This is a genomic window from Amycolatopsis thermoflava N1165, assembly GCF_000473265.1.
Taxonomy (GTDB): Bacteria; Actinomycetota; Actinomycetes; order Mycobacteriales; family Pseudonocardiaceae; genus Amycolatopsis_E; species Amycolatopsis_E thermoflava.
Genome location: NZ_KI421511.1, coordinates 341,957 through 361,575, shown reverse-complemented (window position 1 = coordinate 361,575; position 19,619 = coordinate 341,957). Strand labels below are relative to the sequence as shown.

Sequence of the window (19,619 nt, the reverse complement as noted above, 5' to 3'; positions counted from 1 at the left end):
TTGTCGCGCGGCTATGCGGGGAGCAGCGCGTAGTAGCCGTCGGGTGGCGCGCCGGGCCCGTGCCACGGCGACGTGGCGGGCCACGCCGGCGCACCAGCGGGCGGGGTCGCGACGTCACGCAGGATGTAGTGCGGCGTGAGCGGCGCGGGGGTCCGGTCGAGGAAGTGGTAGTTCAGGCGGAGCAGCCACCGCTTGACCGGCCCCGCCTGCGCGGTGACGGCGTCGATCGCGGAGATCAGTTGGGTGCGGTCGGAGAACTGGTCGAGGACGGTGCACTCGCAGAAGTAGGCGATGGCCCCGATCTCACCTTCGAGGCGGACGGGCTCATCGCCGACCAGGTCCTTGAGTTCCCGGCCCGCGGTCGCGTACTGCGCCGGGCTGGCCCAGTTCGTGGTCACCGCCGCCCGCTGCCAGGGAAGGCCGTGCTGCAGGACGAAGCCCAGCTGGCACACGACGAGGAGACCCACGGGGAGAGCTAGCCCGCGGGCGAGCGCGCTGACGGCGAGGGCGGCGAAGAGGGAGAGGCAGATCAGCGACGGTGCGTAGTACCAGTGGTAGGGCGGCACGCCGAGGAGGGTGTAGGCGAGGTAGTGCAGGATTCCCGCGAGCCCCAGCGCGGCCGGGAGGGCCAGCTGTGCCCGCCGCCGCGCCCAGACGGCGAGGGCGAGCACGCCGAGCACCGCCGGGAGGAAGGCCAGCACGATCGCCGCCGGGTAGAAGCGCAGCAGGAGGAGCGGCCCTTCGCCGAACTGGTAGCCGCCCCAGGATCGCTGCTGGGTCTTGATGAGCAGCGTGTCCGGCACGAAGGACCCCAGGACGAGCCAGCTGAACACGAACCAGGGCCCGGCGACCATCACCGCCGCCGCGGCTGCCTTCCACCAGGAGCGCCCCAACGACCGGGAGCCGACGAACAGGACGACGACGATGATCGCCAGATCGAGGCGGGTCAGCACCGCCAGGCCCGCGCACACGCCGAAGGCTGCGGCCCGAGCCTCCACGGCGGCCATCAGCAGGAGCGCGAGCACCGCGGCGGTGAGGGTGACCTCCAGGCCCACCGCGGAAAGCAGCAGCGGGTTGAGCAGGACGACCAGCCAGGCGGCGACCGCACCCCAGGCGGGCAGGGACAGCACCCGCGTGACGCGCCGGAGGGCGGTCCCGAGCACGACGTTGGCGAGGACGAACAGGACTCCGAGAGCCCACACCGGGTGCCTGAGCACAGCGGTGAGCGCGCCCAGGATGAGCACGTTCAGCGGCGAGGTGGCGGTGTTCGAGGTCTGCTCGGCGATCAGCCCCCAGTGCCCGTGCAGCCCGAGGTTCCGCGCGTAGCTGAGCGTGATGTAGGAGTCGTCGATGATGCTCGAGTGGACGAGCCAGAACGTGGCGGCCGACACGACCGCGAGCAGCGCAACGTGGCTCGACGCACCACGGCGCTGCAGCGAAGGACGCCGTGGCGCCGCTTGTGCGGTGAGCATGCAGTTGACCCCCGGGGAAGACCGAACCGGCAGAGTCTAGGCGACCGGCGCCACCAAGCTTGACGGGGATCGCCGATGGGCCCGCACGGCACACCCCCTATTCCGTGAACTCAGGAGCAAGCCAAAACGAGTTCAACGAAGCTCCACTCAGCCCGAGCCGGACGCCGTCGGCAATTTCCACCACCCGTTCGGCCGACCGTCGATTCTGCACCACTCGAACCAAGCCGGAATCCTGGTCGAACAACACTTCCCAATCCGAGGGGGCGATCGTCTCGGAAACGCCCGCTTCAAGTGCGGGCCCGTCCAACTCGACTTTCACCCTGCCACCGACGGCGTCCGGATGGCTCAAAGCTGCGCGCCGCCACGACTCCGTCGGCAAGTATCCCCATACGTACAGGGCCTCACCGGTGTCCACGGCAACCTCCAGCTGGAGGGTGCCGGCGACGAGACTGGTTCTGCCACCGCATCCTGCGCGACCTGCCAACTCATCGGGATTGCGCGGCTGGAAGCCAAATGCGCGGTCCGACCTTGAGTACCGGAGGAGACCTGCCAGCGGCGCCGCAGGTAGGACCGAAAACTTCAGCATCATTCCTACTTGACCAAGGCGAGATGAAGGATGGCATTGGTGGCGACTACCGGCTCCCGCTTGAACACGCCTGAGCAATGGAGTGCAGTTGAGCGACCAGACTAAGCTCGCAGTTCGGTGGTGATCATTGCGATATCCGGAAGCATACTAGGCGGCTCATCCACATACCAAGCATATTCGATAGCGGAGAGGTAGCCATCGGTAGCCCAGAGCAGGATCTCCCCGCACAGTGAACCTGTTTCATCCACAACTGTTGCGTCCACCGGAATCACGCCGGCGGTCACCGGTGATCGGGAAGCCCCTTCCAGTACCGACAAGTCGACACTAGCTGGATCTGTCCCCCATTTTGCAACCACCTGCACAAAGTCAAGTTGAGCTCGCAGTTCAACTGCGCCGGGGAATTCGTTCGCGAGAATCAGCTCAACTACCGCCCTCTCGCGTGAGTTCATGGGACGAGGAGTGATTGCAACGGGCACGGAATGAGGCTCCAGGTAGCCATCTTCAGGGGCAGGCAGTCGTGACCGAAGCACTGGTTGCCCGACGGCGCGACCAGCGGTTCGACACCCAGTCACAGACCTCGCGGCCGCTGGTCAGCGGTCCACCGCGAGCCGTACGCCGAGGCCGATGAAGAGGCCGCCGGTGGCGACGTCGATGCGGCGGCGGGCGGCTCGGCGGTTCCGCAGCCACTCGCCGATGCGGCCGGCCAGCACGCCGACCGTGCCGTCGACCAGGAACTCCATCGCGATGAGGATCGCGCCCAGGATGGCGAACTGCAGCCACACCCGGCCGAGCGACGGGTCCACGAACTGCGGCAGCAGCGCGATCGTGTAGGTGACCATCTTCGGGTTGAGCAGGTTGGTCAGCAGGCCCGTCGCGAAGGCGCGGCGGCCCGTCACGCCACCCGCGGGCACCTCGCCGGGGACGCCCTTGCGGTGCCGGATCATCTGGACGCCCAGGTACACCAGGTAGATCGCGCCGACGATGCGAACCACCGTGAACGCCACCGGCACCGCGAGGAACAGCGCCGCCAGCCCGGCCGCCGCGACCGCGACGTGCACCGCCTCGCTGACGGCCACCCCGGCGGTCGCGAGGAGGCCGGCCCGCGGTCCGCCGCGCATGCCGCAGCCGAGGACGAACAGCATGTCCGGTCCGGGGGTGATCATCGCGACGGCTGTGGTCAGCACGAACAGCGCCAGCAGGTTCGGGTCGATCGGCATGACGGAATCTTCACACGCTCCGCCGAGAAGATCACAGCGAGTTTCCGGCTACTCCAGATGGGTGAGCCAGGTGACACCGTTAGAAGGACGGTGCCGTTACCGTTCCGTGATACTTTCTCCGCTCGTGTCCCCCCGAATCCACCGGCGCCGGAACGTGCTCCTGGCCGTCGCGGTGCTGCTCGGCGTCGCGATCGCGGCCGGCGGGCTGCTGACCGTCCGCGGCCTGCGGGACGAGCCGGTGCGCGTGGCCGCCGTGCAGTCCGTCCCGAGCACACCGCCGGTCACCACCGCGTCCACCCCGGCGACGACCCCGCCGGCCACGATGACCACCACCCCTCCCCCACCCCCGAGCAGCACCACGACCACCCCGCCCCCGCCGCCGAAGCCGACCACCACGACGACGAAACGCACCACGACCACCACGAAGAGCACCCCGCGCGCCGACACGTCCCTCACCGGTCAGGTCCTGGCGCTGGTCAACGCCGAACGCGCCACCGCCGGGTGCGGCCCCCTGGGCGCCGACTCCCGCCTCGCCACCGCCGCCCAGAAGCACAGCGACGACATGTCCGGGCGCGGCTACTTCTCCCACACCACACCGGAAGGCCGCACCTTCGCCGACCGCATCAAGGCCGCCGGCTACCCCAGCCCCGGCGCGGAGAACATCGCGAAGGGCTCGACGACCGCCGAGCAGACCATGAAGATGTGGATGAACTCCGACGGCCACCGGCGCAACATCCTCAACTGCTCCTACACGAAACTCGGCGTGGGCGTGGCGAAGTCCGGCTGGTACTGGACGCAGGACTTCGGCTTCTGAGCGTCCCGGCGCTGCGGCAGCAGGCCGCCGCCCAAGCAGGTCAGGGCTCGATCCCGGCGGCTCGCAGCCACACGACCTGACAGGTCTCGGCTGCCTGGTCGAGCGCCTCGCGGGACACCGCTGAGGCGTGGTAGAAACTCCGCTCGATCATCCAGCACAACGCGCGCGCGACGGCCGGTGCGCCGTCCGGCCCGTCGTGGTCCGCGGCGCCGGCACGGATCAGGATCGCGGTGATGGCGTCGATGAAGATCTCCGCGGTCTCCGTCCACAACGCACCGATCTCGGGGATCGTGGAGGCCTGGTCGATCGCGACACGCATGATCAGGCCGTGCTCACGCCAGCGGTCGCGGGTGCGCCTCATGGCCGTCTCGATCGCGTCCCGCGGAGGTGCGGGATCGTCGGCAGCGGCGCGGGACTTCTCCCGAAGCGCCTCGACGGTCCTGGCGAAGAGCGCGACCAGCGCCTCCTGCTTGGAGCTGAAGTAGAAGTACATCGACGCCCGGGAAAGCCCCGCGCGTTCGGCGATGTCGTTGATCGTCAGCGCATCGAAGCTCTTCACCGCCAGCAGATCCTCGAGGACTTCGAGGATCTTCAGCTCCCGCAGGTCACCTTTGGACGGCGCGCCGGCCCGCCGCCGCCCCGCCTTGACCGGATCAGGCATCGCCCGCCCCTCCCCTTTCCGTCGACGGTCAATTCGCCGCGATCTGGTGGCCGTCCGGGAAGTCCGTGGACCGCGACAGCTCCTCCCACGCGTCGATGTCCGCGGCCACAGCAGCCCGCCCGCTCGCCACGAGACGCAACGCATCCGAACCGAGCAGCAGGTGCACCGGCGGCTTGTCCGCCTCGACCACCTTGAGCACGGCCTCGGCGGCCTTGGTGGGGTCGCCGAGCTGGTTGCCGCTGGCCGCCTGCCGGGCCACGCGGATCGGATCGAACAGCTCGTCGTAGTCCGCGATCGACCGCTCGCTGCGCACCATCGAGCGGCCCGCCCAGTCGGTGCGGAACGAGCCGGGCTCGAGGATGGTCACCCGCACACCGAGTCCCGCGACCTCCTTGGCCAGGGTCTCCAGCATGCCCACCACCGCGTACTTGCTGCTGCAGTAGTACGCCAGCCCGGGGACGGTCATCAGCCCGCCCATCGAGCTGACCGCGAAGATGTGTCCCGAGCGCCGCTTCCGCATCCCCGGCAGGACCGCGTGGACAGTGGCCGCCACACCGAACACGTTCGTGTCGAACTGCGCGCGCAACTCCGCCATCGACGACTCCTCGAACACCCCCTCGTGGCCGTAGCCGGCGTTCGCGATCAGCACATCGATCGGCCCGACGCTGCGCTCGACCTCGCCGACCACGTCGAACACCGCTTGGTCGTCGGTCACGTCGAGCCGGCGCGCGTGGGCGAGCCCGGGCGCGAGGGCTTCGAACTTCTCCAGGTCTTCGGCTTTGCGCACCGTGCCGACAACGGTGTGACCGGCCGCCAGCGCGCCCTGCGCGAACGCGCGACCCAGGCCACTGCTCGCGCCGGTGATCAGGAAGGTTCGCTTCGTCATACCCGAAAATCTACACCACGTAGAAAGAAATCGACGATGTGTTGACGATCCACGCGTTGAACCGCCCGTGCGGACCGGACGTATCCCCCGTCGCCGGACGAACCCGACGACGGAGGACTGATGCGTCTACTGATCGTGCTGCTCGGACTCGTGCTCGCCGCGTGCGGGACCGGTCCCGCGAGCCCCGGCGGCAACGACGCGGACATCCGCTTCGCGCAGGAGATGGTGCCCCACCACGAGCAGTCGGTGCGGCTGGCCGGGCTCGCCGAGCAGCGGGCGGAGTCGGAGTTCGTCCGCGCCACCGCGCACGCGATCGCCGAGGAGGAGACCGCCGAGATCGCGCGCATGAACGGCTGGCTGCGCGACTGGAACGCAGGCCACGGCGGCGGCCACTCCGGGCACACGATGCCGGGAATGCTGCCGGAAACCACTTTCACCGCGCTGGAGGACAGCTACGGCGCCGAGTTCGACCGCGCCTGGCTCACCACGATGGCGCAGCACCTCGGCGCCGGCGTGGCGATGGCGCAGGCCGTGCTGTCCACCGGCCGGCACGCGGAAACCCGCGCGCTGGCCGAGGAAATCGTGCGTGAACAGCAGGCGCTGATCGGCGAGATCAACGCGCGGCTGGCAAGCTGAACGTGTCCAGCAGCAACTCGGTCAGCACCTCCGCCCGCGAACCGAACGCCACGCTGGCGTTCGGTTCGCCGGTCGCGTTAGGACGGACGTCCATCACGGTGCGGCCGACGGTCAGTGCGCCGGTCGTCTCGACCTCCACGCGCACCGGTCGGGTCGTGATCACCTCGGGCCGCACCAGGTAGGCCACGCACACCGCGTCGTGCACGGGAGCGGAATCGGGTGCGTGCACGCCGTGGCCCGCGGAGTAGGCGTCGATGCGCCGGGTGATCAGGTCGGCGGCCGCGCGGCCGGCGGCGGTGCCCAGCCCGGCGAGTTTCGCGCAGTCGGCGCGGGTGACGAGCGCCTGGTGCGTGGCGTCGAGCGGGACGAGCGTCAGGCGCGGGAACCCGGCCGAGAACACCATCGCGGCGGCCTCCGGGTCGGTCCAGATGTTGAACTCGGCCGACGGGGTCACGTTGCCGTAGGCGTGCGCGCCGCCCATGATCACGATCTCGTCGACGGCGTCCCGGACGCCCGGGTCGGCGGCGAGCACCGTGGCGATGTTGCTCAGCGGCCCCACCGGCACCAGCGTCACCGGCTCGGTGGTGTCGCGCAGGGTGTGCAGCAGGAACTCCACGGCGGACTCGTCCCGCGCGGCGGTCACCGGCGCGGGCAGCGGCAGCGCCGAGCCGTGCATGTCCCGTTCCGAGTCGCGTTCGAAGTGCGTCTGCCCCGGGAAGCCGCGGCGCGCGATCGGGTGCGCGAGGCCGGGGTGCACGGGGATGTCCGGCCGCCCGATCGCGTCCAGCACGCGCAGCGTGTTGGCGGTGGTGGCGGACAGCGGCACGTTGCCGTTGACCGTGGTCACCGCGGCCAGGTCGAGATCGGGGTGCAGGGCGCCCAGCATGATCGCGACCGCGTCGTCGGTGCCGGTGTCGACGTCGAGGATCACCTTGCGTGTCACACGGGCAGCGTCCCACAACGGGCGGTCGTCATCATCCCGATTCCGCGGCGCGGCGCAGCCCGTCGGCCTCCATGGTCACGAACCGGCGGATCCGCGCGCCGAACAGGAGCCCGGCGAGCGGGGCGAGCGGACCGCGCTGCTCGACGCCGAGGACCGCCGTCACCGCGCCGTCGCCGTCGGCGGTCAGCCGGTGCCGGCCGATCGACGTGACGCCGCGGGCCTGGGCCTGCCAGGTGAAGCTCTGCCGGTCGGTCAGCTCGGTGACCCGCCACACCAGCGGCGCCAGCCCCGGCTGTTTCACCACCGCTTCGCTGCCCACTCGCAGCGGGGCGGGGGTCCGCAGCCGGACCGAGGACATTGACGCCGTCCAGGACGGCCACTTCGCCACGTCGGTCAGGACGGCCCAGACGGTGTCCAGCGCGGCGTCGATCCGCCTGGTGACCTCGAACTGCATGGCCGGACCGTAGCGGACCCGGCCGCGACCGGGTACCGCCGGACGCGGATTTCCCGCTGTGGCAGGGAAACCCGCGTCCGGCGGCCGAGGATCAGGCGTCGATCTTCCCGAGTTGCGTCAGCAGTTCCAGCTGGTCGAAGTAGAGGTGGCTGTCGGTCATCTTGCCCGCCTGCACGCGGTGCACCTCGCAGAACGGGATGTCCACCGTCCGCTGCGTCGCGGCGATCTCGCCGGCCGGGGTGACCAGCGGGCCGGTGTGGGTGCCCTGGAAGCGGCCTTCGAGCACGCCCCCGTTGTCGTCGCCGTAGATGGCCACCACGGTGATCCGGTTGTCCGGGAACGCGTCGTGCCACGTCGACCACTCCGCGTCCAGCGCCTCCCGCCCGGCGAGCCGGAAACCGCCGGGGCCGCGGGTTTCGAAGGCCGACTGGTCGGTCATCGCCTGCCAGCCCTCGCGGTCGCCGGCGTTCCACAGGTCGGTCCAGCGCTGGGTGAGGCTGTTGGTGCCGCCCTCGCGGACGGTGGTGAACAGCAGCCGGTACTCGCCCACCGACCGCACCTGCGCGTGGACCCGCGCGAGCGTGTCGGCGCGCAGCCGGGCCACCCCGGCGCGGCTGGCGGCCAGGTGCTCGGCCGTCTCGTAGGCCGCGATCACCTGGCAGCGGCCCTCTTCGCGGTCGACCAGCATCTGGGCGCTGCACAGCCCGTCCATCTTCAGCAGGCCCGGCAGCGCGGTCTCGCGGAACGCCTGGACCGCGGTGCCGACCTCGCCGGGCGGGCAGTCGATGGTGGTCACCCGGATCCCCGCGCCGGGACCCGGCCTGCTGCGGCGCGCGAACACCGCGACCTCGAAGTGGTCCACGGTGATCATGCCGTCGGCCAGTTCGGCGGCCTCCTTGCGGGAGGCCTCCACGGCGTGCTCGGACAGCGTCATCGATTCCGCGGAGTCCCAGTAGGACCCGACGACGGTGATGCCGAGGGTGCTGTCGGTCAGGACGGCCAGCCCGCGGTTGCCGGCCTGCGCCTCCACGAAGGGGCGCACGGTGGTTTCCAGGTAGTGCGTGACCTCGTCGATCCGGGCGGGGTCGCCGATGAGCGTGTTCATCCTTGCGTACACGGAACCCTCCCTGGGAAGTGCTGGTGGTGCCCGGAACCTTCCAGGGTCGTCCTCGGCCGTGGCGGTGGCTAGGGCCGAAAGACCGGGGCTCAGGCCGGCTGGCTGCCCTCACCGGCTGCCGGCGGGGTGGGTGCCGGCGCATCCTCCGCGTCCCCGGGATCGGCCCGGTAGGCGTCCAGCGCGTCCAGGCCCGGCCGGAACCCGGAGCTGACGAGCTCACCCAGCACCCGCCACATGGCGCGTTCCTCGTCGAGCGTCCTGGGAAGCGTGAGCGCGAGTGCGGTGGCCAGGGGTTGCCTGCCGAGGTTGACCATCGCCCGGACCGCGCCTGCCCATTCGTCGGTGGCCACGACGGCCAGGCGGTACCAGATCACCGTCAGCGGCAGCAGACCGACCATGGTGGCCACCACCAGCCAAGGACGTGCGGCGCCCATGGCGAGGTCGATGGCGGCGGCCTCGGCGACGACCAGGTGGCCGTAGAGCAGGCAGATGAAGAAGTCGACGCTCATCCGGGCCTCGTCGGTCTGCTTGCGCACCGGTTCGGGGACGGCGGCGTTGAGTTCGAACCACAGCACCTGCGAGTCGAGCCGGTACCGGTCGTACCCGTACTCCTCGAAACGCCGGATCGCGTTGCCGAGCCGGGTCGGCGCGACCTGCCCGTCGTCCAGCGGGTACCGGTGCAACCGCTCGTCCAGCACCGCGAACCAGACCGGGCCCTTGCGGAGATCCCGCGCGAGGTGGCGGCTGATGACCGGGTGGGCCCGGAAGGCCTTCAGTGCGGCCCGCTCGTCGTCGGTCAGGTGGCCCGCTCGTTCCCGCCCGGCCAGTGACGCGGCATCGAGGCGGTTGCGCAGCAGGTGCTTGCGGGCCAGGTGCCGCCTGCGGCGAACCCGGGCAAGCCAGTTGGGCCAGCCGAGGTAGCCTTCGAGGACGCGGTAGAGCGGGGTTTGCAGGGCGGCCAGGACCAGGCCGAGCACCGCGGTGGCGACCAGACCGAAGATCACGGAGCGGGCCGCCTGGGCGCCGAGCGCGTCGAACCTGCTCAGTTCCGGCACCACGGCGAACCCGAGGATCAGTACGTTGATCAGGCTGGGCAGGACCCAGCCGACCAGCAACGCGCGCCCGCCGCCCAGGGCACTCTGGAATATCCCGGTCACTGGCTACCCGCGTCGCCGCCGCGACGCGAAGGCGCGGCGGAACCACGGCTCGCGCACATCGTCGTAGGGCCCGGGGACGCCCGTCTCCGGTGACGCCGCGGCAGCGGATTGCGCCACGACCTCCTGGGCCAACGGGAGGGCGCGCTCGTACAACCCGTCCAAGAGCGCCTGCCGCCGCTGTTCGGCGGGATCTTCGTAGAACCGCGGGCCGGCCGAAGGGCGCGCGCCGATCCGCCCCTCCGGCAGGGCACGGGGCGCGGGCGGAGGCTCGTCGAGCGTCGCGACGGTGACGTCGAGCTGCTCCTTGGACACGGCGAGCAGCACCTCGACTCCCGTGCTGGTGTGCGTGGTGAAGGACGCGTTCGCGACCCGGCGGCCCTCGAGGAACGCCGCCAACGCGACTCGCGGGTAGTAGGGGGCGATGCGCGGATGGGCGTCGGCGCCGCGGAGCACCATTTCCGCCCACGCGGTCATCACGGGTGCCACACTGGCGTCGAGCTCGTCCACCACCACCTTCAGCGCGGCCCGTGCGCCTTCCGGCTCTGCGGCGTCCGGCTTCGTTCTCGTCCCCTCGCGGCGCAGTTGATCCAGAGCCCGGCCGAGGGCTTCGTGCACGGTGCGGACCACTCGCTCAGCCTCGGTCACGCGCTCACCGTACTCGACTTGCTACTGACGGTCCGCGAAATCGCGAAATTGGCGACCGGCGGGGGCGCCTCCGCTGGCTCAGATCCCGCGGCCGACTTCCATGAGCTTCGCGACGGCGGTGGAGTCGCCTTCGAATTCGACGCGCACGGCGTCCCGGCCGAAGACGAACAGCAGGAGTTCCACCGGGTCGCCGGTGACGGTGACCTGCTCGGCGCCGCCGCGCACGGTGGCTTCGCGGCCGTCGGTGGTGCGCAGGGTGACGCCGACGGGCACGCGTCGGAGGTTGAGCTTCGCCGCGCCGCGGGCGGCGCGCCAGGCGGCCGCGTCGCGGGCGGGGTCGGCGGGGCGCGGTTCCCAGCCCGGCCGTCCGCGGCGCACGTCCTCGTGGTGGACGAGGAACTCGGCGGTGTTGGTGAGCTCGTCGAGCCTGCCGATCGAGGTGGGCCAGTACCAGGCGGGGCCGCGGCGCACCCGCTCGACCAGCCGGGACCACGGCTGCGCGGCGATGCCGTCCTGCACGCGCCGGGTGTGCCCGGCCAGCGGCGGCAGGAGGATGCCCAGCGCGGCGTCGGGACGGCTCTCCCGCACGACGAGGTGCGCGGCGAGGTCGCGGGTCAGCCACCCCTCGCACAGGGTGGGCGCGTCCGGCCCGGTCTCGTCCAGCAGGCGGCTCAACTGACGTCGTTCCTCGGCGGCGACACCCATGACGCCACCCTACCCGCCGGTAACGCTCACCTGCGTGCGGAACGAGCAGCCGGCGGCGCCGCGGTGACCGGGTGGCCGAAGCGCAGCAGCGCCTGCGGCCGGCCCGGCAGGGCGAGGCGCTCGATCAGCCCGGCGCGCACCTCGTGCAGGTGCAGCGGCTGGGTCAGCACCGATCCGGCGAGGCCGTGGGTGATCGCGGCCAGCCAGGTCTCCTGCAGCGCGGTGCCGGCGAGCACGTGGTCGCGGCGGGTGTCGTCGTCGGTGAGGACGACGAGCATCGACTCGGCGGCGATCCGTTCGGCCAGCGTGACCGGGTCGGGCAGGCGGGTGTCGGCGCGGACCAGGCCGGACCAGGGCAGCGTGGTCGCCGCCGCGGGCACCTGGCGGAACTGCGCGGTCCACGCCGTCAGCTCGCGCTGGTAGGCCCGGTCGTCCCGGAGCACGAGTCCCGCATGGCCGAGCAGTTCGGCCAGCGCGCCGGACTCGGTGCGTGGTTCGACCAGCCGCGCCCCGGCGCCGGGCGCGACCGCCGCGTGCGCCAGTTCCCGCAGCACCGGCGCCGGGACCGGGTGCAGGGCGAACGGGGCGCGGTAGCTGCTGCGCCGGTAGATCGCCGAGTACCGGCCGAGTTCGGACGGGCTGGGCTCGCCGCGGGCGGGCGTGCGGACCTCGGCGACGACGTCGGGGCGGGGCAGGAGCGTGACCCGCGGGCGTCTGCCGAGCACCGAGAGCGCGAGCCGCAGGTTCACCAGCGCGGCCCCGCAGGACATCAGCCGGTCGCGGCCCTCCGGGTCGTGCCGGGGCAGCTCGACCTCGGTCCGTTCCCGGAGTTCGATCACGTCGTCGCCGGGCACGAGGGCCCACGGCTGCGAGTTGTGCACCGACGGCGCCTGCGCGACGGCCCTGGCCAGCACGCCCAGCTCGGCCGCCGTCCAGGTCACGACGGGGCTTCCGCGAGGTGCTGCGTCACCTGGTCCACCGAGCGGCGCGGGGTGGCCGGCGCGCTGAAGCCGTAGCCGAAGCGCAGCACGGCCTGCGGGTGGGTGGGCCGCCTGAGCAGGCGGCGCAGGCCGGCCCGCGTCGCCGGGACCTCGACCGCCTGGGACAGGAACGACACGCTCACCCCGGCGGTGGTTGCGGTGAGCAGCACGCGTTGCAGCGCCTGGCCGGTGCGCATCTGCGCCAGCGGCACGTCGGTGTAGGAGGACAGCACGGCGAGCAGCGGGGTGCGCTCGTAGGGCCGCTCGCCGCCGCCCCCGCCGAAGCGGCGCAGCGCGAGCTGGGTGCCGGGTTCGGCGCGCGGACCACCGGCCACCAGCGGCACGCCGTCGTCGCGGGCGCCCTCGGTGACGGTCCAGCGGGCCAGTTCGTCCTGGAACCGCGGGTCGGCGCGCTGGGTCCGCTCCGCGCGGCGCAGCAGCATGGCGAGTTCACCGGTGAGGCCCGGCTCACGCACCAGGGTGAGTTCGGCGCCTTCGGCGATCGCGGCCCGCACCAGCGCCTCCCGCACGTGCGGGGGCACGGTGCGTTCGGTGAAGGGGCGCCGGTTGCTGCGGCGGTAGGCGACCGCCCTGGCCAGCGCCTGGTCTTCGACGCCGGGTGCCCGCGGGCCGCCGACGCGCACCGTGGCCAGCCGCACCGGATCGGAGTGGAGCTCCACGACGGGCGTCCGCCCGGCGGCCCGGATCGCGACACGCAGGTTGAGGATCGCGGCCCCGCAGGACAGCCGCGCCTCGCGGCCGTCGGGGTCGGCTGCCTGGAGAACGCGGTCGCCGTCGAGGAAGACGTCGATCCGGTCGCCGGCGACCTCGAACCGCCAGGGCTGGGAGTTGTGCGGCGACGGCGCGCGCACCGCCGCTTCGAGGGCGGAGCGGATCACGGACATGTGGTTCTCCCGGGACGGGCTGGAGTGCTTGCCCTCTCCACTGTTCCCGGACGCGGCCGCGCGGGGCAGAGCACAAGGGGCCCGACGGCGGGGACTTCGGTCCCTCAACGGCCGCGGCCGGGCCTAGCCGCGCTGCGGGCACCGGCCGGCATCGCCCGCGCGGTCCCGGCACCGCCCGGCACGTTCCCAACCGCCGCCCGCGCCGCGCCCGCACGTTGCGGGTTGGTGCCCGCGTGTTCGCGGGCCAATGCCCGCACCGTCCCAGCCGCCACCCGCACCCGGCCGGTGCCTGCGCGGTGCCGGGTGGCGGCTCGCGCGGCCTATGCGCTGACCGCGTCCTCGTCCGCGCCCACGATGTGGTCCACGAACCCGTAGGCGAGCGCCTCCTCGGCGTCGAACCAGCGGTCGCGGTCGGCGTCGGCCACGATGCGCTCCACCGGCTGGCCCGTCTGGCGCGCCGTGATCTCCGCGAGGCGGCGCTTCATGCGGCCGAACACCTCCGCCTGGATCGCGATGTCGGTGGCCGCGCCGCCGATGCCCGCCGACGGCTGGTGCATCACCACGCGGGTGTTCGGTAGCAGATAGCGCTTTCCGGGCGTGCCCGAGGACAGCAGGAACTGGCCCATCGACGCCACGAAACCCAGGCCCCACGTGGAGACGTCGGGTTGGATCAAGCGCATCGTGTCGTAGATCGCCATGCCCGCGGTCACCGATCCGCCCGGCGAGTTGATGTAGAAGGTGATGTCCTTGCGTGGATCCTCGGCCGCCAGCAGCAACAGCTGCGCGGTGATCCGGTTGGCGACCGCGTCGGTCACCTCCGAGCCGAGGAACACGATGCGGTCGCGCAGCAGCTGCTCGAACACCGAATCGTCCAAAGAGGCCGACGCGTTGGCCGACGGAAGAATTCGCAGGGTCATGCCCCGAACGTAGGCGGTACAACCACTTCCGGACAGGCGTGTTCGCCCTGAGCGTGGCGAGTTCGCCACGAGCGATCAACCCACGTCGATCAACCCGCGTCGATCAGCCCCTCGCGGATGGCGAACAACGCGGCCTGCGTCCGCGACGGCAACTGCAGCTTGGTCAGCACGTGGCTCACGTGCGTGCGCGCCGTCCGTTCGCTGATGGACAGCTTCGTCGCGATCTGCCGGTTGGACAGCCCCTTCGCGACCAGCGCCAGGATCGTCCGCTCGCGTGCGGTGAGCGCCGCCAGCCCCATCGGCGGCGACACCAGCTGCCGCGTCAACCGGGCCGCCACGGCCGGGTCCAGGTGCACCTCGCCGCGCGCCGCGGACCGGATCGCGGCCGCGACCTCGTCCGGGTCGGCGTCCTTGAGCAGGTACCCGGCCGCACCGGCCTGCAGCGCCACGTGCACCCGCTCGGTCTCGCCGAAGCTGGTCAGCACCACCACCCGCACGCCCGGGTACTTCGCCGCGATCGCCTTGAGCGCGGTGATGCCGTCCACCTTGGGCATCAGCACGTCCATCAGCACGACCTGCGGCAGCTCGCCCTGCGCGGCCAGCCGCGCGAGTTCCGCCAGCGCCCGTTCGCCGTCGGCGGCTTCGGCGACCACTTCGATGCCTTCGGCGCTTTCCAGGTAGGCCGCGATGCCGCGCCGCACCACGGCGTGGTCGTCGACCACCAGCACCCCGATCACGCCGGTCACCGCGGGCATGGCATCCGCACCCTGACCCGGCACCCGGCGGCGGTGTTGCCGATCTCCATCGTTCCCCTCCAGCGCTGGGCTCGTTCCCGCATGGACACCACGCCGAGCCCGCCCGCGGCCGGCCCGGTCAGCCCGATCCCGTCGTCGCAGATCTCGACCACCAGTTCCCCGCCCGCCCTGGACACGCTGACCACCGCGGTGGTCGCCTGGGCGTGCTTGACGACGTTGTGCAGGCCCTCCTGCACGATCCGGAACACGTCCTCGGCCTGCTCGGCGGGCAGTTCCGGCTGCTCGCCCGACCAGAACCGGATCTTCACGCCGGAGGACGCCTGCACCGACTCGGCCAGCGTCCGCACCGCCTCGCCGAGCCCGCGCCCGGCCAGTTCCAGCGGGTGCAGCTGCAGCACCAGGCCGCGCAGGTCGGCCAGGGCCTGCTGGGCCAGGTCGAGCAGTTCGTCGGCGATGTCGCGCACCTTGCCGTCGCCGGCGTGCGCGCGCAGCGCCTTGGCCTGCATCCGCATCGAGAACACCTGCTGCACCACCGAGTCGTGCAGTTCGCGCGCCAGCCGGGCCCGCTCCTCCAGCCGCGCCTCCTGCCGGGAGCGGGCCAGCAGGTCGGCCGAGTCGACGGCCATCGCGGCCTGGTCGGCCATGGCCTCGAGGAACTCCAGCATCTCCCCCGCCGGGTCCTCGCCCGGCGAGTAGAAGGCGTTGAGCACGCCGACCGCGCGGCCGCGCACCACGAGCGGGACCGCGGCGAAGGTGTCCCAGTCGGGTGCGCCCATGATCGCGTGCAGCGGCCCCCACGCGGGATCGGCCAGCACCGCGGCCTTGCGGTGCGGCACGACGATCCGCTTCTGGGCCTGGAACGCTTCGACGAACATCAGCCGGGCGCCCAGCTTGCGGCACTCCTCCAGGCGTTCGGTGAAGTCGTCGGCGTCGGTGAACCCGGCCTTGCCGACGACCCGCATGGTGCCGCCCTCGACGCGCAGGATCTGCACGGCCGCGATGTGCGTGGCCTGCACCACCTCCCGCGCCACGACGTCGAGCGTCACGCTGAGCGAGGCCGCGTCGGCCACGCTTGAGGCGGCGCGGGCGATCGCGGCGAGCCGGCGTTGCCCGTCCCCGGCCGTCCGCGCACCGTGGTGGCAGGCGCTCGTCAGTTCGGTCAAGCTGGACCCCTTCGTTCAGCGGCCCCCAGTCTCACCAGCGCAAGCGCCCGCACGCAAGTGATCCGCGACAGATGTCCTACTCCGGACGGGCGGGTCGATGCCGAGCCACCGGAACGCGTTGCGCCACAACAGGTCCGCTTCCTGCTCGGCGGGGAGCCCGAGCAGGCGGGCGGTGCGGCCGGCCGGTTCCTCGCGCGGCATGGCCGGGAAGTCGGAGCCGATCAGCAGCCGGTCGGCGCCGAGCAGGTCCACCAGGTAGCGCAGGGCGCGGACGTCGAACACCATCGAGTCGTAGTAGAACCGGCGGGCGTACTCCAACGGCGACGGGCCGTCGTCGGGCATGATCGCCCGCTCCCGCACCGGGGGCTCCTCGTTCCAGGTGCCGCTCCAGAAGTACTGGGCCCGGGTCACCATCAGCGGGAAGCCGCCCGCGGCGTGGCTGAAGGAGATCCGCAGGCCGGGGCACTTGGCCGCGGTGCCGCCGCTGATCAGCGAGGCCGCCGCGAGCGCGCCCTCGATGCCGACCACGTAGGTGCCCGTCGCGGACGCCGGCAGGCGGTCCATCGGGGCGGGCATGGCGTGCACGAACACGGGCAGGTCCAGCCGCTCGGCCTCGGCGAAGAACGGCAGGAACCGTTCGTCGCCGATCGAGGCGCCGAGCACGTTGGACGCGATCTCCACGCCACGCAGCCCGGCCTCGGCGACAGCGGTCAGCTCGGCGGCCGCGGTGTCCGGGTCCTGCATCGGCACCATCCCGAACCCGGCGAACCGCGCGGGGTCGGTGGCGCACAGCTGCGCGGTGAACTCGTTGACGTGCCGGGCGAGCGCGAGCCCGTCGGCGAGGGGCAGGTCGTAGCGCAGCAGTGGCGGCATCGGGGTGAGCACCTCGAAGTCCACCCCGGACGCGGCCATCTCCTCGATCCGGCGCTCGGCGTCGAAGAACGCGTCCCGGGCGCGGAACCGCAGCGACCCGAACAGCAGCTCACGGGCGGTGTCGCCGTCGACGGGCGTCATGCGCGGGAAGCACTCCGGGGCGTCGGCCGGGTAGTCGCGGGGCAGCAGGTGGGCGTGGGCGTCGGCGAGCATCGGGCTCCTCACGGGTGGACGGAGACGTGGACAGCGGACTCGCCGGGCACCTCGCCGGCGAGGGTCTCCATCGCCAGCGCCGCCTGTTCGAGGCCGAAGGTGTGGGTGTGCAGCTTCGCGAGCGGGTAGCGGCCGGATTCGATGATGGCGATGGCCTGCTTGTTTGCGGTGGCGTCCACCCCGAACGCGCCGACGACGGTGAGCGCGCGGTTGATGATCAGGTCGGTGGGCACCGGGATCTCGCGGCCGCCCTTGAGCCCGGCCAGCACGACCCGCCCGCCCTGCCGCGCGGCCTTGAACGCGTCGGTGACCGGGGCGGCGGCCATCGGGGTCAGTTCCAGGACGACGTCGGCCATCGCGCCGCCGGTGACGTCGCCGACGAACTCGACGGTGTCCACGGCGTCGTCGCCGTCCACGACGATCGCGTGGTCGGCGCCCAGTTCGAGGGCGAGGTCGAGCTTGTGCCGGTCGGACTCTAGCCCGGTGACGATGATCGTGCCCGCCCCGGCGTGCCGGGCGGCGATCACGCAGGACAGGCCGCGCTGCCCGGCGCCGAGCACCAGCACCGTGTCGCCGAGCCCGACCTGGCCGAGCCCGCACGCCCACCGCACCCCGGCGCCCAGCGGGTTGAACATGGCCGCGACCTCGACCGGCACCGACTTGTCGATTTTGTGCAGCACCGCGCCGGGTGAGAGGTACAGGTGCTCGGCGAGCCCGCCCCACAGCGACGGCGCGACGTCGATGCCGGTGACGCCGTGGCCGCGGGTGCGGTTGGGGCAGAACTGGTACCGGCCGGTCAGGCAGTGGTGGCAGGACCGGCACGGGATGATGACCTCCAGCGCGACCCGGTCCCCCGGCCGCACGCCCCACCGCTTCGCGGCTTCGTCGCCGATCTCCTCGACGATGCCCAGCGGTTCGTGGCCGGGGATCACCGGGCCGCCGGAGCCCATGCGCAGGTGTCCCTTGTAGGCCTCGACGTCGCTGCCGCAGATGCCGTTGGCCTCCACGCGCAACAGTCCGGTGTCCGGTCCGATCTCCGGGCGCGGGAACTCCCGCATCTCGATGGTTCGCGGGCCGGTCTGCACGGCGGCGCGGACGGTTTCTCCCATGGCGAGGCGCCTTTCTGCTCAGCCGGCGAGCCGGGTCAAGCGGGACTTCATCTCGGAGCGCTCCAGCGATCCGGGCGGGACGAGGGTGACCGCGGCCCGCACCGAAAGCCGGGAGCGGATCAGGTGCTCCAGTTCGCCGCGCAACTGGTCGCGGTCGCCGGGATGCTCGCCCCATTCGGCCTCGACGCACAACGGCGGTTCGACGCGCGGGCCCGGTCCGGGCAGCACGATCTGCACCGCGCCGGTGGTGCGCGGGTGCAGGGTCTGCACCAGGTCGCGCACGGCGGAGGGGAACACGTTGACACCGAGCACGATCAGCATGTCGTCGGTGCGCCCGACGCAGCGGATCAGCGGGGCGCCGTCGGCCGCGAGGCCGGTGACGACGACCCGGTCGCGGGTGCGGAACCGGACCAGCGGGCAGCATTCGCGGTCGACGGAGGTGTAGACCAGCTCGCCGGTGGCGCCGGGCTCGGGGACGACGGGCTGACCGGTCTCCGGGTCGATCAGCTCGACGACGACGTGCCGCCCGCCGGTGAACCGCATCCCGCCGGTGCCCGGTTCCTCGCCGAACAGGACCGGCGCCATGTCGGCGTTGCCGAGCCCTTCGGTGACGGTCGCGCCCCATTCGGCTTCCACGTGCGCGCGGAACGCGGGCTCTCCCCCACCGGGTTCGCCGCCGACGAACACCTTCCGCACCCCGAACTCGCGGGGGTCGCGGCCGTGTGAGCGCAGGTACTCGGCGAGGTAGCGGGCGTAGGACGGGGTCGAGTGCAGCGCGGTGACGCCGAGGGTTTCCAGTGCCAGCAACGCTTTCTCCGACGCGCCGGTGCCGATCGGGATGACGGTGGAGCCGATGGATTCGAGCGCGTCGCGGATGGGCAGGCCGCCGACGAACAGGGTGAGCCCGGCGCCGTGCAGGACGACGTCGTCGGGGCGGGCGCCCATGGTGCGGAAGGCGCGGGCCACCATTTCGGTCCAGGACTGGGCGTCGCGGCGGGTGACTCCGACCCAGCTGGGTTTGCCGGTGGTGCCGGTGGAGGCGTGGACGCGGATCACGTCGGCCAGGCCGGTGCCGGCGTGGCGGCCCAGCGGCGGCGCGGCGGCCTGCGACTCACGCAGCATGGCCTTGGTGGTGAAGGGCAGTTTCGGCAGGTCGGCGAGCGAGTCGACGGCGGCGGGCTCGACGCCGTGCCCGGTCCAGAGGTCGGCGTAGAACGGCGACCGCGCGGGCAGCTCCCGCAGCTGTCCGCGCAGCGCTGCGGTGACGGCCTCGCGGTCCGCCGGCGCGACGAAATCGGGTTTGACCACAGGAGGACCTTTCTTGTGAAGCGGCGGAGCCGCTTGCGGTGGGCCGTCAGCCGGCACCGCCGCGGGTTCTGGGCGGCCCAGCCGCGCGGAGCGCGTCCGTTGA

General features: G+C 72.1%; 22 protein-coding genes. 2 read left to right on the top strand and 20 right to left on the bottom strand.

Annotated features, from left to right (window positions below):
• Positions 1–11 precede the first annotated feature (11 nt).
• The 4 genes from AMYTH_RS43395 to AMYTH_RS0101780 form a co-directional block, all read right to left on the bottom strand.
• Positions 12–1,472: a hypothetical protein gene (locus tag AMYTH_RS43395; RefSeq protein ID WP_157360490.1), complete on the bottom strand. Its 1,461-nt coding sequence runs from the start codon at positions 1,470–1,472 to the stop codon at positions 12–14.
• A gap of 97 nt (positions 1,473–1,569) precedes the next feature.
• Positions 1,570–1,887, bottom strand: coding sequence for a hypothetical protein (locus tag AMYTH_RS0101785; protein WP_027928859.1), 318 nt, complete (start codon positions 1,885–1,887; stop codon positions 1,570–1,572).
• Between the two features lie 272 nt (positions 1,888–2,159).
• Positions 2,160–2,507, bottom strand: a complete 348-nt coding sequence (locus tag AMYTH_RS48555) for a hypothetical protein (protein WP_157360489.1) — start codon at positions 2,505–2,507, stop codon at positions 2,160–2,162.
• 141 nt (positions 2,508–2,648) lie between these two features.
• Complete coding sequence (locus AMYTH_RS0101780; protein ID WP_027928858.1) at positions 2,649–3,275, bottom strand: LysE family translocator; 627 nt, start codon at positions 3,273–3,275, stop codon at positions 2,649–2,651.
• 124 nt (positions 3,276–3,399) lie between these two features.
• Here AMYTH_RS0101780 and AMYTH_RS0101775 point away from each other — a divergent pair, with 124 nt between their 5' ends.
• Positions 3,400–4,089 carry a CAP domain-containing protein gene (locus AMYTH_RS0101775; RefSeq protein ID WP_228684531.1) on the top strand — a complete coding sequence of 230 codons (690 nt, stop codon included), beginning with the start codon at positions 3,400–3,402 and terminating at the stop codon, positions 4,087–4,089.
• Positions 4,090–4,129: 40 nt separating this feature from the next.
• Here AMYTH_RS0101775 and AMYTH_RS0101770 read toward each other — a convergent pair whose 3' ends face one another.
• Complete coding sequence (locus AMYTH_RS0101770) at positions 4,130–4,750, bottom strand: TetR/AcrR family transcriptional regulator (RefSeq protein ID WP_027928856.1); 621 nt, start codon at positions 4,748–4,750, stop codon at positions 4,130–4,132.
• A gap of 28 nt (positions 4,751–4,778) precedes the next feature.
• Positions 4,779–5,636, bottom strand: a complete 858-nt coding sequence (locus tag AMYTH_RS0101765) for an oxidoreductase (RefSeq protein WP_027928855.1) — start codon at positions 5,634–5,636, stop codon at positions 4,779–4,781.
• A 120-nt stretch (positions 5,637–5,756) separates the two neighbouring features.
• Between AMYTH_RS0101765 and AMYTH_RS0101760 the strand changes: the two genes are divergently transcribed.
• The gene (locus AMYTH_RS0101760; RefSeq protein ID WP_027928854.1) at positions 5,757–6,272 is read left to right on the top strand and encodes a DUF305 domain-containing protein; all 516 of its coding nucleotides are present in this window, start codon (positions 5,757–5,759) and stop codon (positions 6,270–6,272) included.
• On the opposite strand, the gene AMYTH_RS0101755 is transcribed toward AMYTH_RS0101760, so the two are convergent.
• The 14 genes from AMYTH_RS0101755 to AMYTH_RS0101690 form a co-directional block, all read right to left on the bottom strand.
• Positions 6,250–7,215 (bottom strand): nucleoside hydrolase, encoded by a 966-nt coding sequence (locus AMYTH_RS0101755; protein WP_027928853.1) that lies wholly within the window; start codon positions 7,213–7,215, stop codon positions 6,250–6,252. The two genes, AMYTH_RS0101760 and AMYTH_RS0101755, sit on opposite strands and share 23 nt — an antisense overlap.
• Positions 7,216–7,246: 31 nt before the next feature.
• The gene (locus tag AMYTH_RS0101750) at positions 7,247–7,669 is read right to left on the bottom strand and encodes an SRPBCC family protein (RefSeq protein ID WP_027928852.1); all 423 of its coding nucleotides are present in this window, start codon (positions 7,667–7,669) and stop codon (positions 7,247–7,249) included.
• Between the two features lie 91 nt (positions 7,670–7,760).
• The gene (locus AMYTH_RS0101745) at positions 7,761–8,786 is read right to left on the bottom strand and encodes an ester cyclase (protein ID WP_209440724.1); all 1,026 of its coding nucleotides are present in this window, start codon (positions 8,784–8,786) and stop codon (positions 7,761–7,763) included.
• Between the two features lie 89 nt (positions 8,787–8,875).
• On the bottom strand, positions 8,876–9,943 hold the full coding sequence (locus tag AMYTH_RS0101740) for a hypothetical protein (RefSeq protein ID WP_027928850.1): 1,068 nt from the start codon (positions 9,941–9,943) through the stop codon (positions 8,876–8,878).
• A 3-nt stretch (positions 9,944–9,946) separates the two neighbouring features.
• Positions 9,947–10,588, bottom strand: coding sequence for a hypothetical protein (locus AMYTH_RS0101735; RefSeq protein ID WP_157360488.1), 642 nt, complete (start codon positions 10,586–10,588; stop codon positions 9,947–9,949).
• Positions 10,589–10,666: 78 nt separating this feature from the next.
• Positions 10,667–11,293 carry a TIGR03085 family metal-binding protein gene (locus AMYTH_RS0101730; RefSeq protein WP_027928848.1) on the bottom strand — a complete coding sequence of 209 codons (627 nt, stop codon included), beginning with the start codon at positions 11,291–11,293 and terminating at the stop codon, positions 10,667–10,669.
• A 26-nt stretch (positions 11,294–11,319) separates the two neighbouring features.
• Positions 11,320–12,234: an Acg family FMN-binding oxidoreductase gene (locus AMYTH_RS0101725; protein ID WP_027928847.1), complete on the bottom strand. Its 915-nt coding sequence runs from the start codon at positions 12,232–12,234 to the stop codon at positions 11,320–11,322.
• Positions 12,231–13,178, bottom strand: coding sequence for an Acg family FMN-binding oxidoreductase (locus AMYTH_RS0101720; protein ID WP_027928846.1), 948 nt, complete (start codon positions 13,176–13,178; stop codon positions 12,231–12,233). The genes AMYTH_RS0101725 and AMYTH_RS0101720 overlap by 4 nt, the downstream gene beginning before the upstream one ends.
• 320 nt (positions 13,179–13,498) lie before the next feature.
• On the bottom strand, positions 13,499–14,095 hold the full coding sequence (locus AMYTH_RS0101715) for a ClpP family protease (protein ID WP_051362454.1): 597 nt from the start codon (positions 14,093–14,095) through the stop codon (positions 13,499–13,501).
• An 89-nt stretch (positions 14,096–14,184) separates the two neighbouring features.
• The gene (locus AMYTH_RS0101710; RefSeq protein ID WP_027928844.1) at positions 14,185–14,850 is read right to left on the bottom strand and encodes a response regulator; all 666 of its coding nucleotides are present in this window, start codon (positions 14,848–14,850) and stop codon (positions 14,185–14,187) included.
• Complete coding sequence (locus tag AMYTH_RS0101705) at positions 14,838–16,013, bottom strand: GAF domain-containing sensor histidine kinase (RefSeq protein ID WP_027928843.1); 1,176 nt, start codon at positions 16,011–16,013, stop codon at positions 14,838–14,840. The genes AMYTH_RS0101710 and AMYTH_RS0101705 overlap by 13 nt, the downstream gene beginning before the upstream one ends.
• 15 nt (positions 16,014–16,028) lie before the next feature.
• Positions 16,029–17,099: an amidohydrolase family protein gene (locus AMYTH_RS0101700; protein ID WP_027928842.1), complete on the bottom strand. Its 1,071-nt coding sequence runs from the start codon at positions 17,097–17,099 to the stop codon at positions 16,029–16,031.
• Positions 17,100–17,107: 8 nt separating this feature from the next.
• Positions 17,108–18,208, bottom strand: coding sequence for a zinc-dependent alcohol dehydrogenase (locus AMYTH_RS0101695; RefSeq protein WP_027928841.1), 1,101 nt, complete (start codon positions 18,206–18,208; stop codon positions 17,108–17,110).
• Positions 18,209–18,226: 18 nt separating this feature from the next.
• Positions 18,227–19,516: a phenylacetate--CoA ligase family protein gene (locus AMYTH_RS0101690; protein ID WP_027928840.1), complete on the bottom strand. Its 1,290-nt coding sequence runs from the start codon at positions 19,514–19,516 to the stop codon at positions 18,227–18,229.
• Positions 19,517–19,619 lie beyond the last annotated feature (103 nt).

Excerpts from the sequence above, each read along its gene's own strand:
- AMYTH_RS0101700 (WP_027928842.1), bottom strand. The coding sequence starts at position 17,099 with ATGCTCGCCGACGCCCACGCCCACCTGCTGCCCCGCGACTACCCGGCC.
- AMYTH_RS0101730 (WP_027928848.1), bottom strand. The coding sequence starts at position 11,293 with ATGGGTGTCGCCGCCGAGGAACGACGTCAGTTGAGCCGCCTGCTGGAC.
- AMYTH_RS48555 (WP_157360489.1), bottom strand. The coding sequence starts at position 2,507 with ATGAACTCACGCGAGAGGGCGGTAGTTGAGCTGATTCTCGCGAACGAA.
- AMYTH_RS0101770 (WP_027928856.1), bottom strand. The coding sequence starts at position 4,750 with ATGCCTGATCCGGTCAAGGCGGGGCGGCGGCGGGCCGGCGCGCCGTCC.
- AMYTH_RS0101720 (WP_027928846.1), bottom strand. The coding sequence starts at position 13,178 with ATGTCCGTGATCCGCTCCGCCCTCGAAGCGGCGGTGCGCGCGCCGTCG.
- AMYTH_RS0101710 (WP_027928844.1), bottom strand. The coding sequence starts at position 14,850 with ATGCCCGCGGTGACCGGCGTGATCGGGGTGCTGGTGGTCGACGACCAC.
- AMYTH_RS43395 (WP_157360490.1), bottom strand. The coding sequence starts at position 1,472 with ATGCTCACCGCACAAGCGGCGCCACGGCGTCCTTCGCTGCAGCGCCGT.
- AMYTH_RS0101715 (WP_051362454.1), bottom strand. The coding sequence starts at position 14,095 with ATGACCCTGCGAATTCTTCCGTCGGCCAACGCGTCGGCCTCTTTGGAC.
- AMYTH_RS0101750 (WP_027928852.1), bottom strand. The coding sequence starts at position 7,669 with ATGCAGTTCGAGGTCACCAGGCGGATCGACGCCGCGCTGGACACCGTC.
- AMYTH_RS0101695 (WP_027928841.1), bottom strand. The coding sequence starts at position 18,208 with ATGGGAGAAACCGTCCGCGCCGCCGTGCAGACCGGCCCGCGAACCATC.
- AMYTH_RS0101780 (WP_027928858.1), bottom strand. The coding sequence starts at position 3,275 with ATGCCGATCGACCCGAACCTGCTGGCGCTGTTCGTGCTGACCACAGCC.
- AMYTH_RS0101765 (WP_027928855.1), bottom strand. The coding sequence starts at position 5,636 with ATGACGAAGCGAACCTTCCTGATCACCGGCGCGAGCAGTGGCCTGGGT.
- AMYTH_RS0101760 (WP_027928854.1), top strand. The coding sequence starts at position 5,757 with ATGCGTCTACTGATCGTGCTGCTCGGACTCGTGCTCGCCGCGTGCGGG.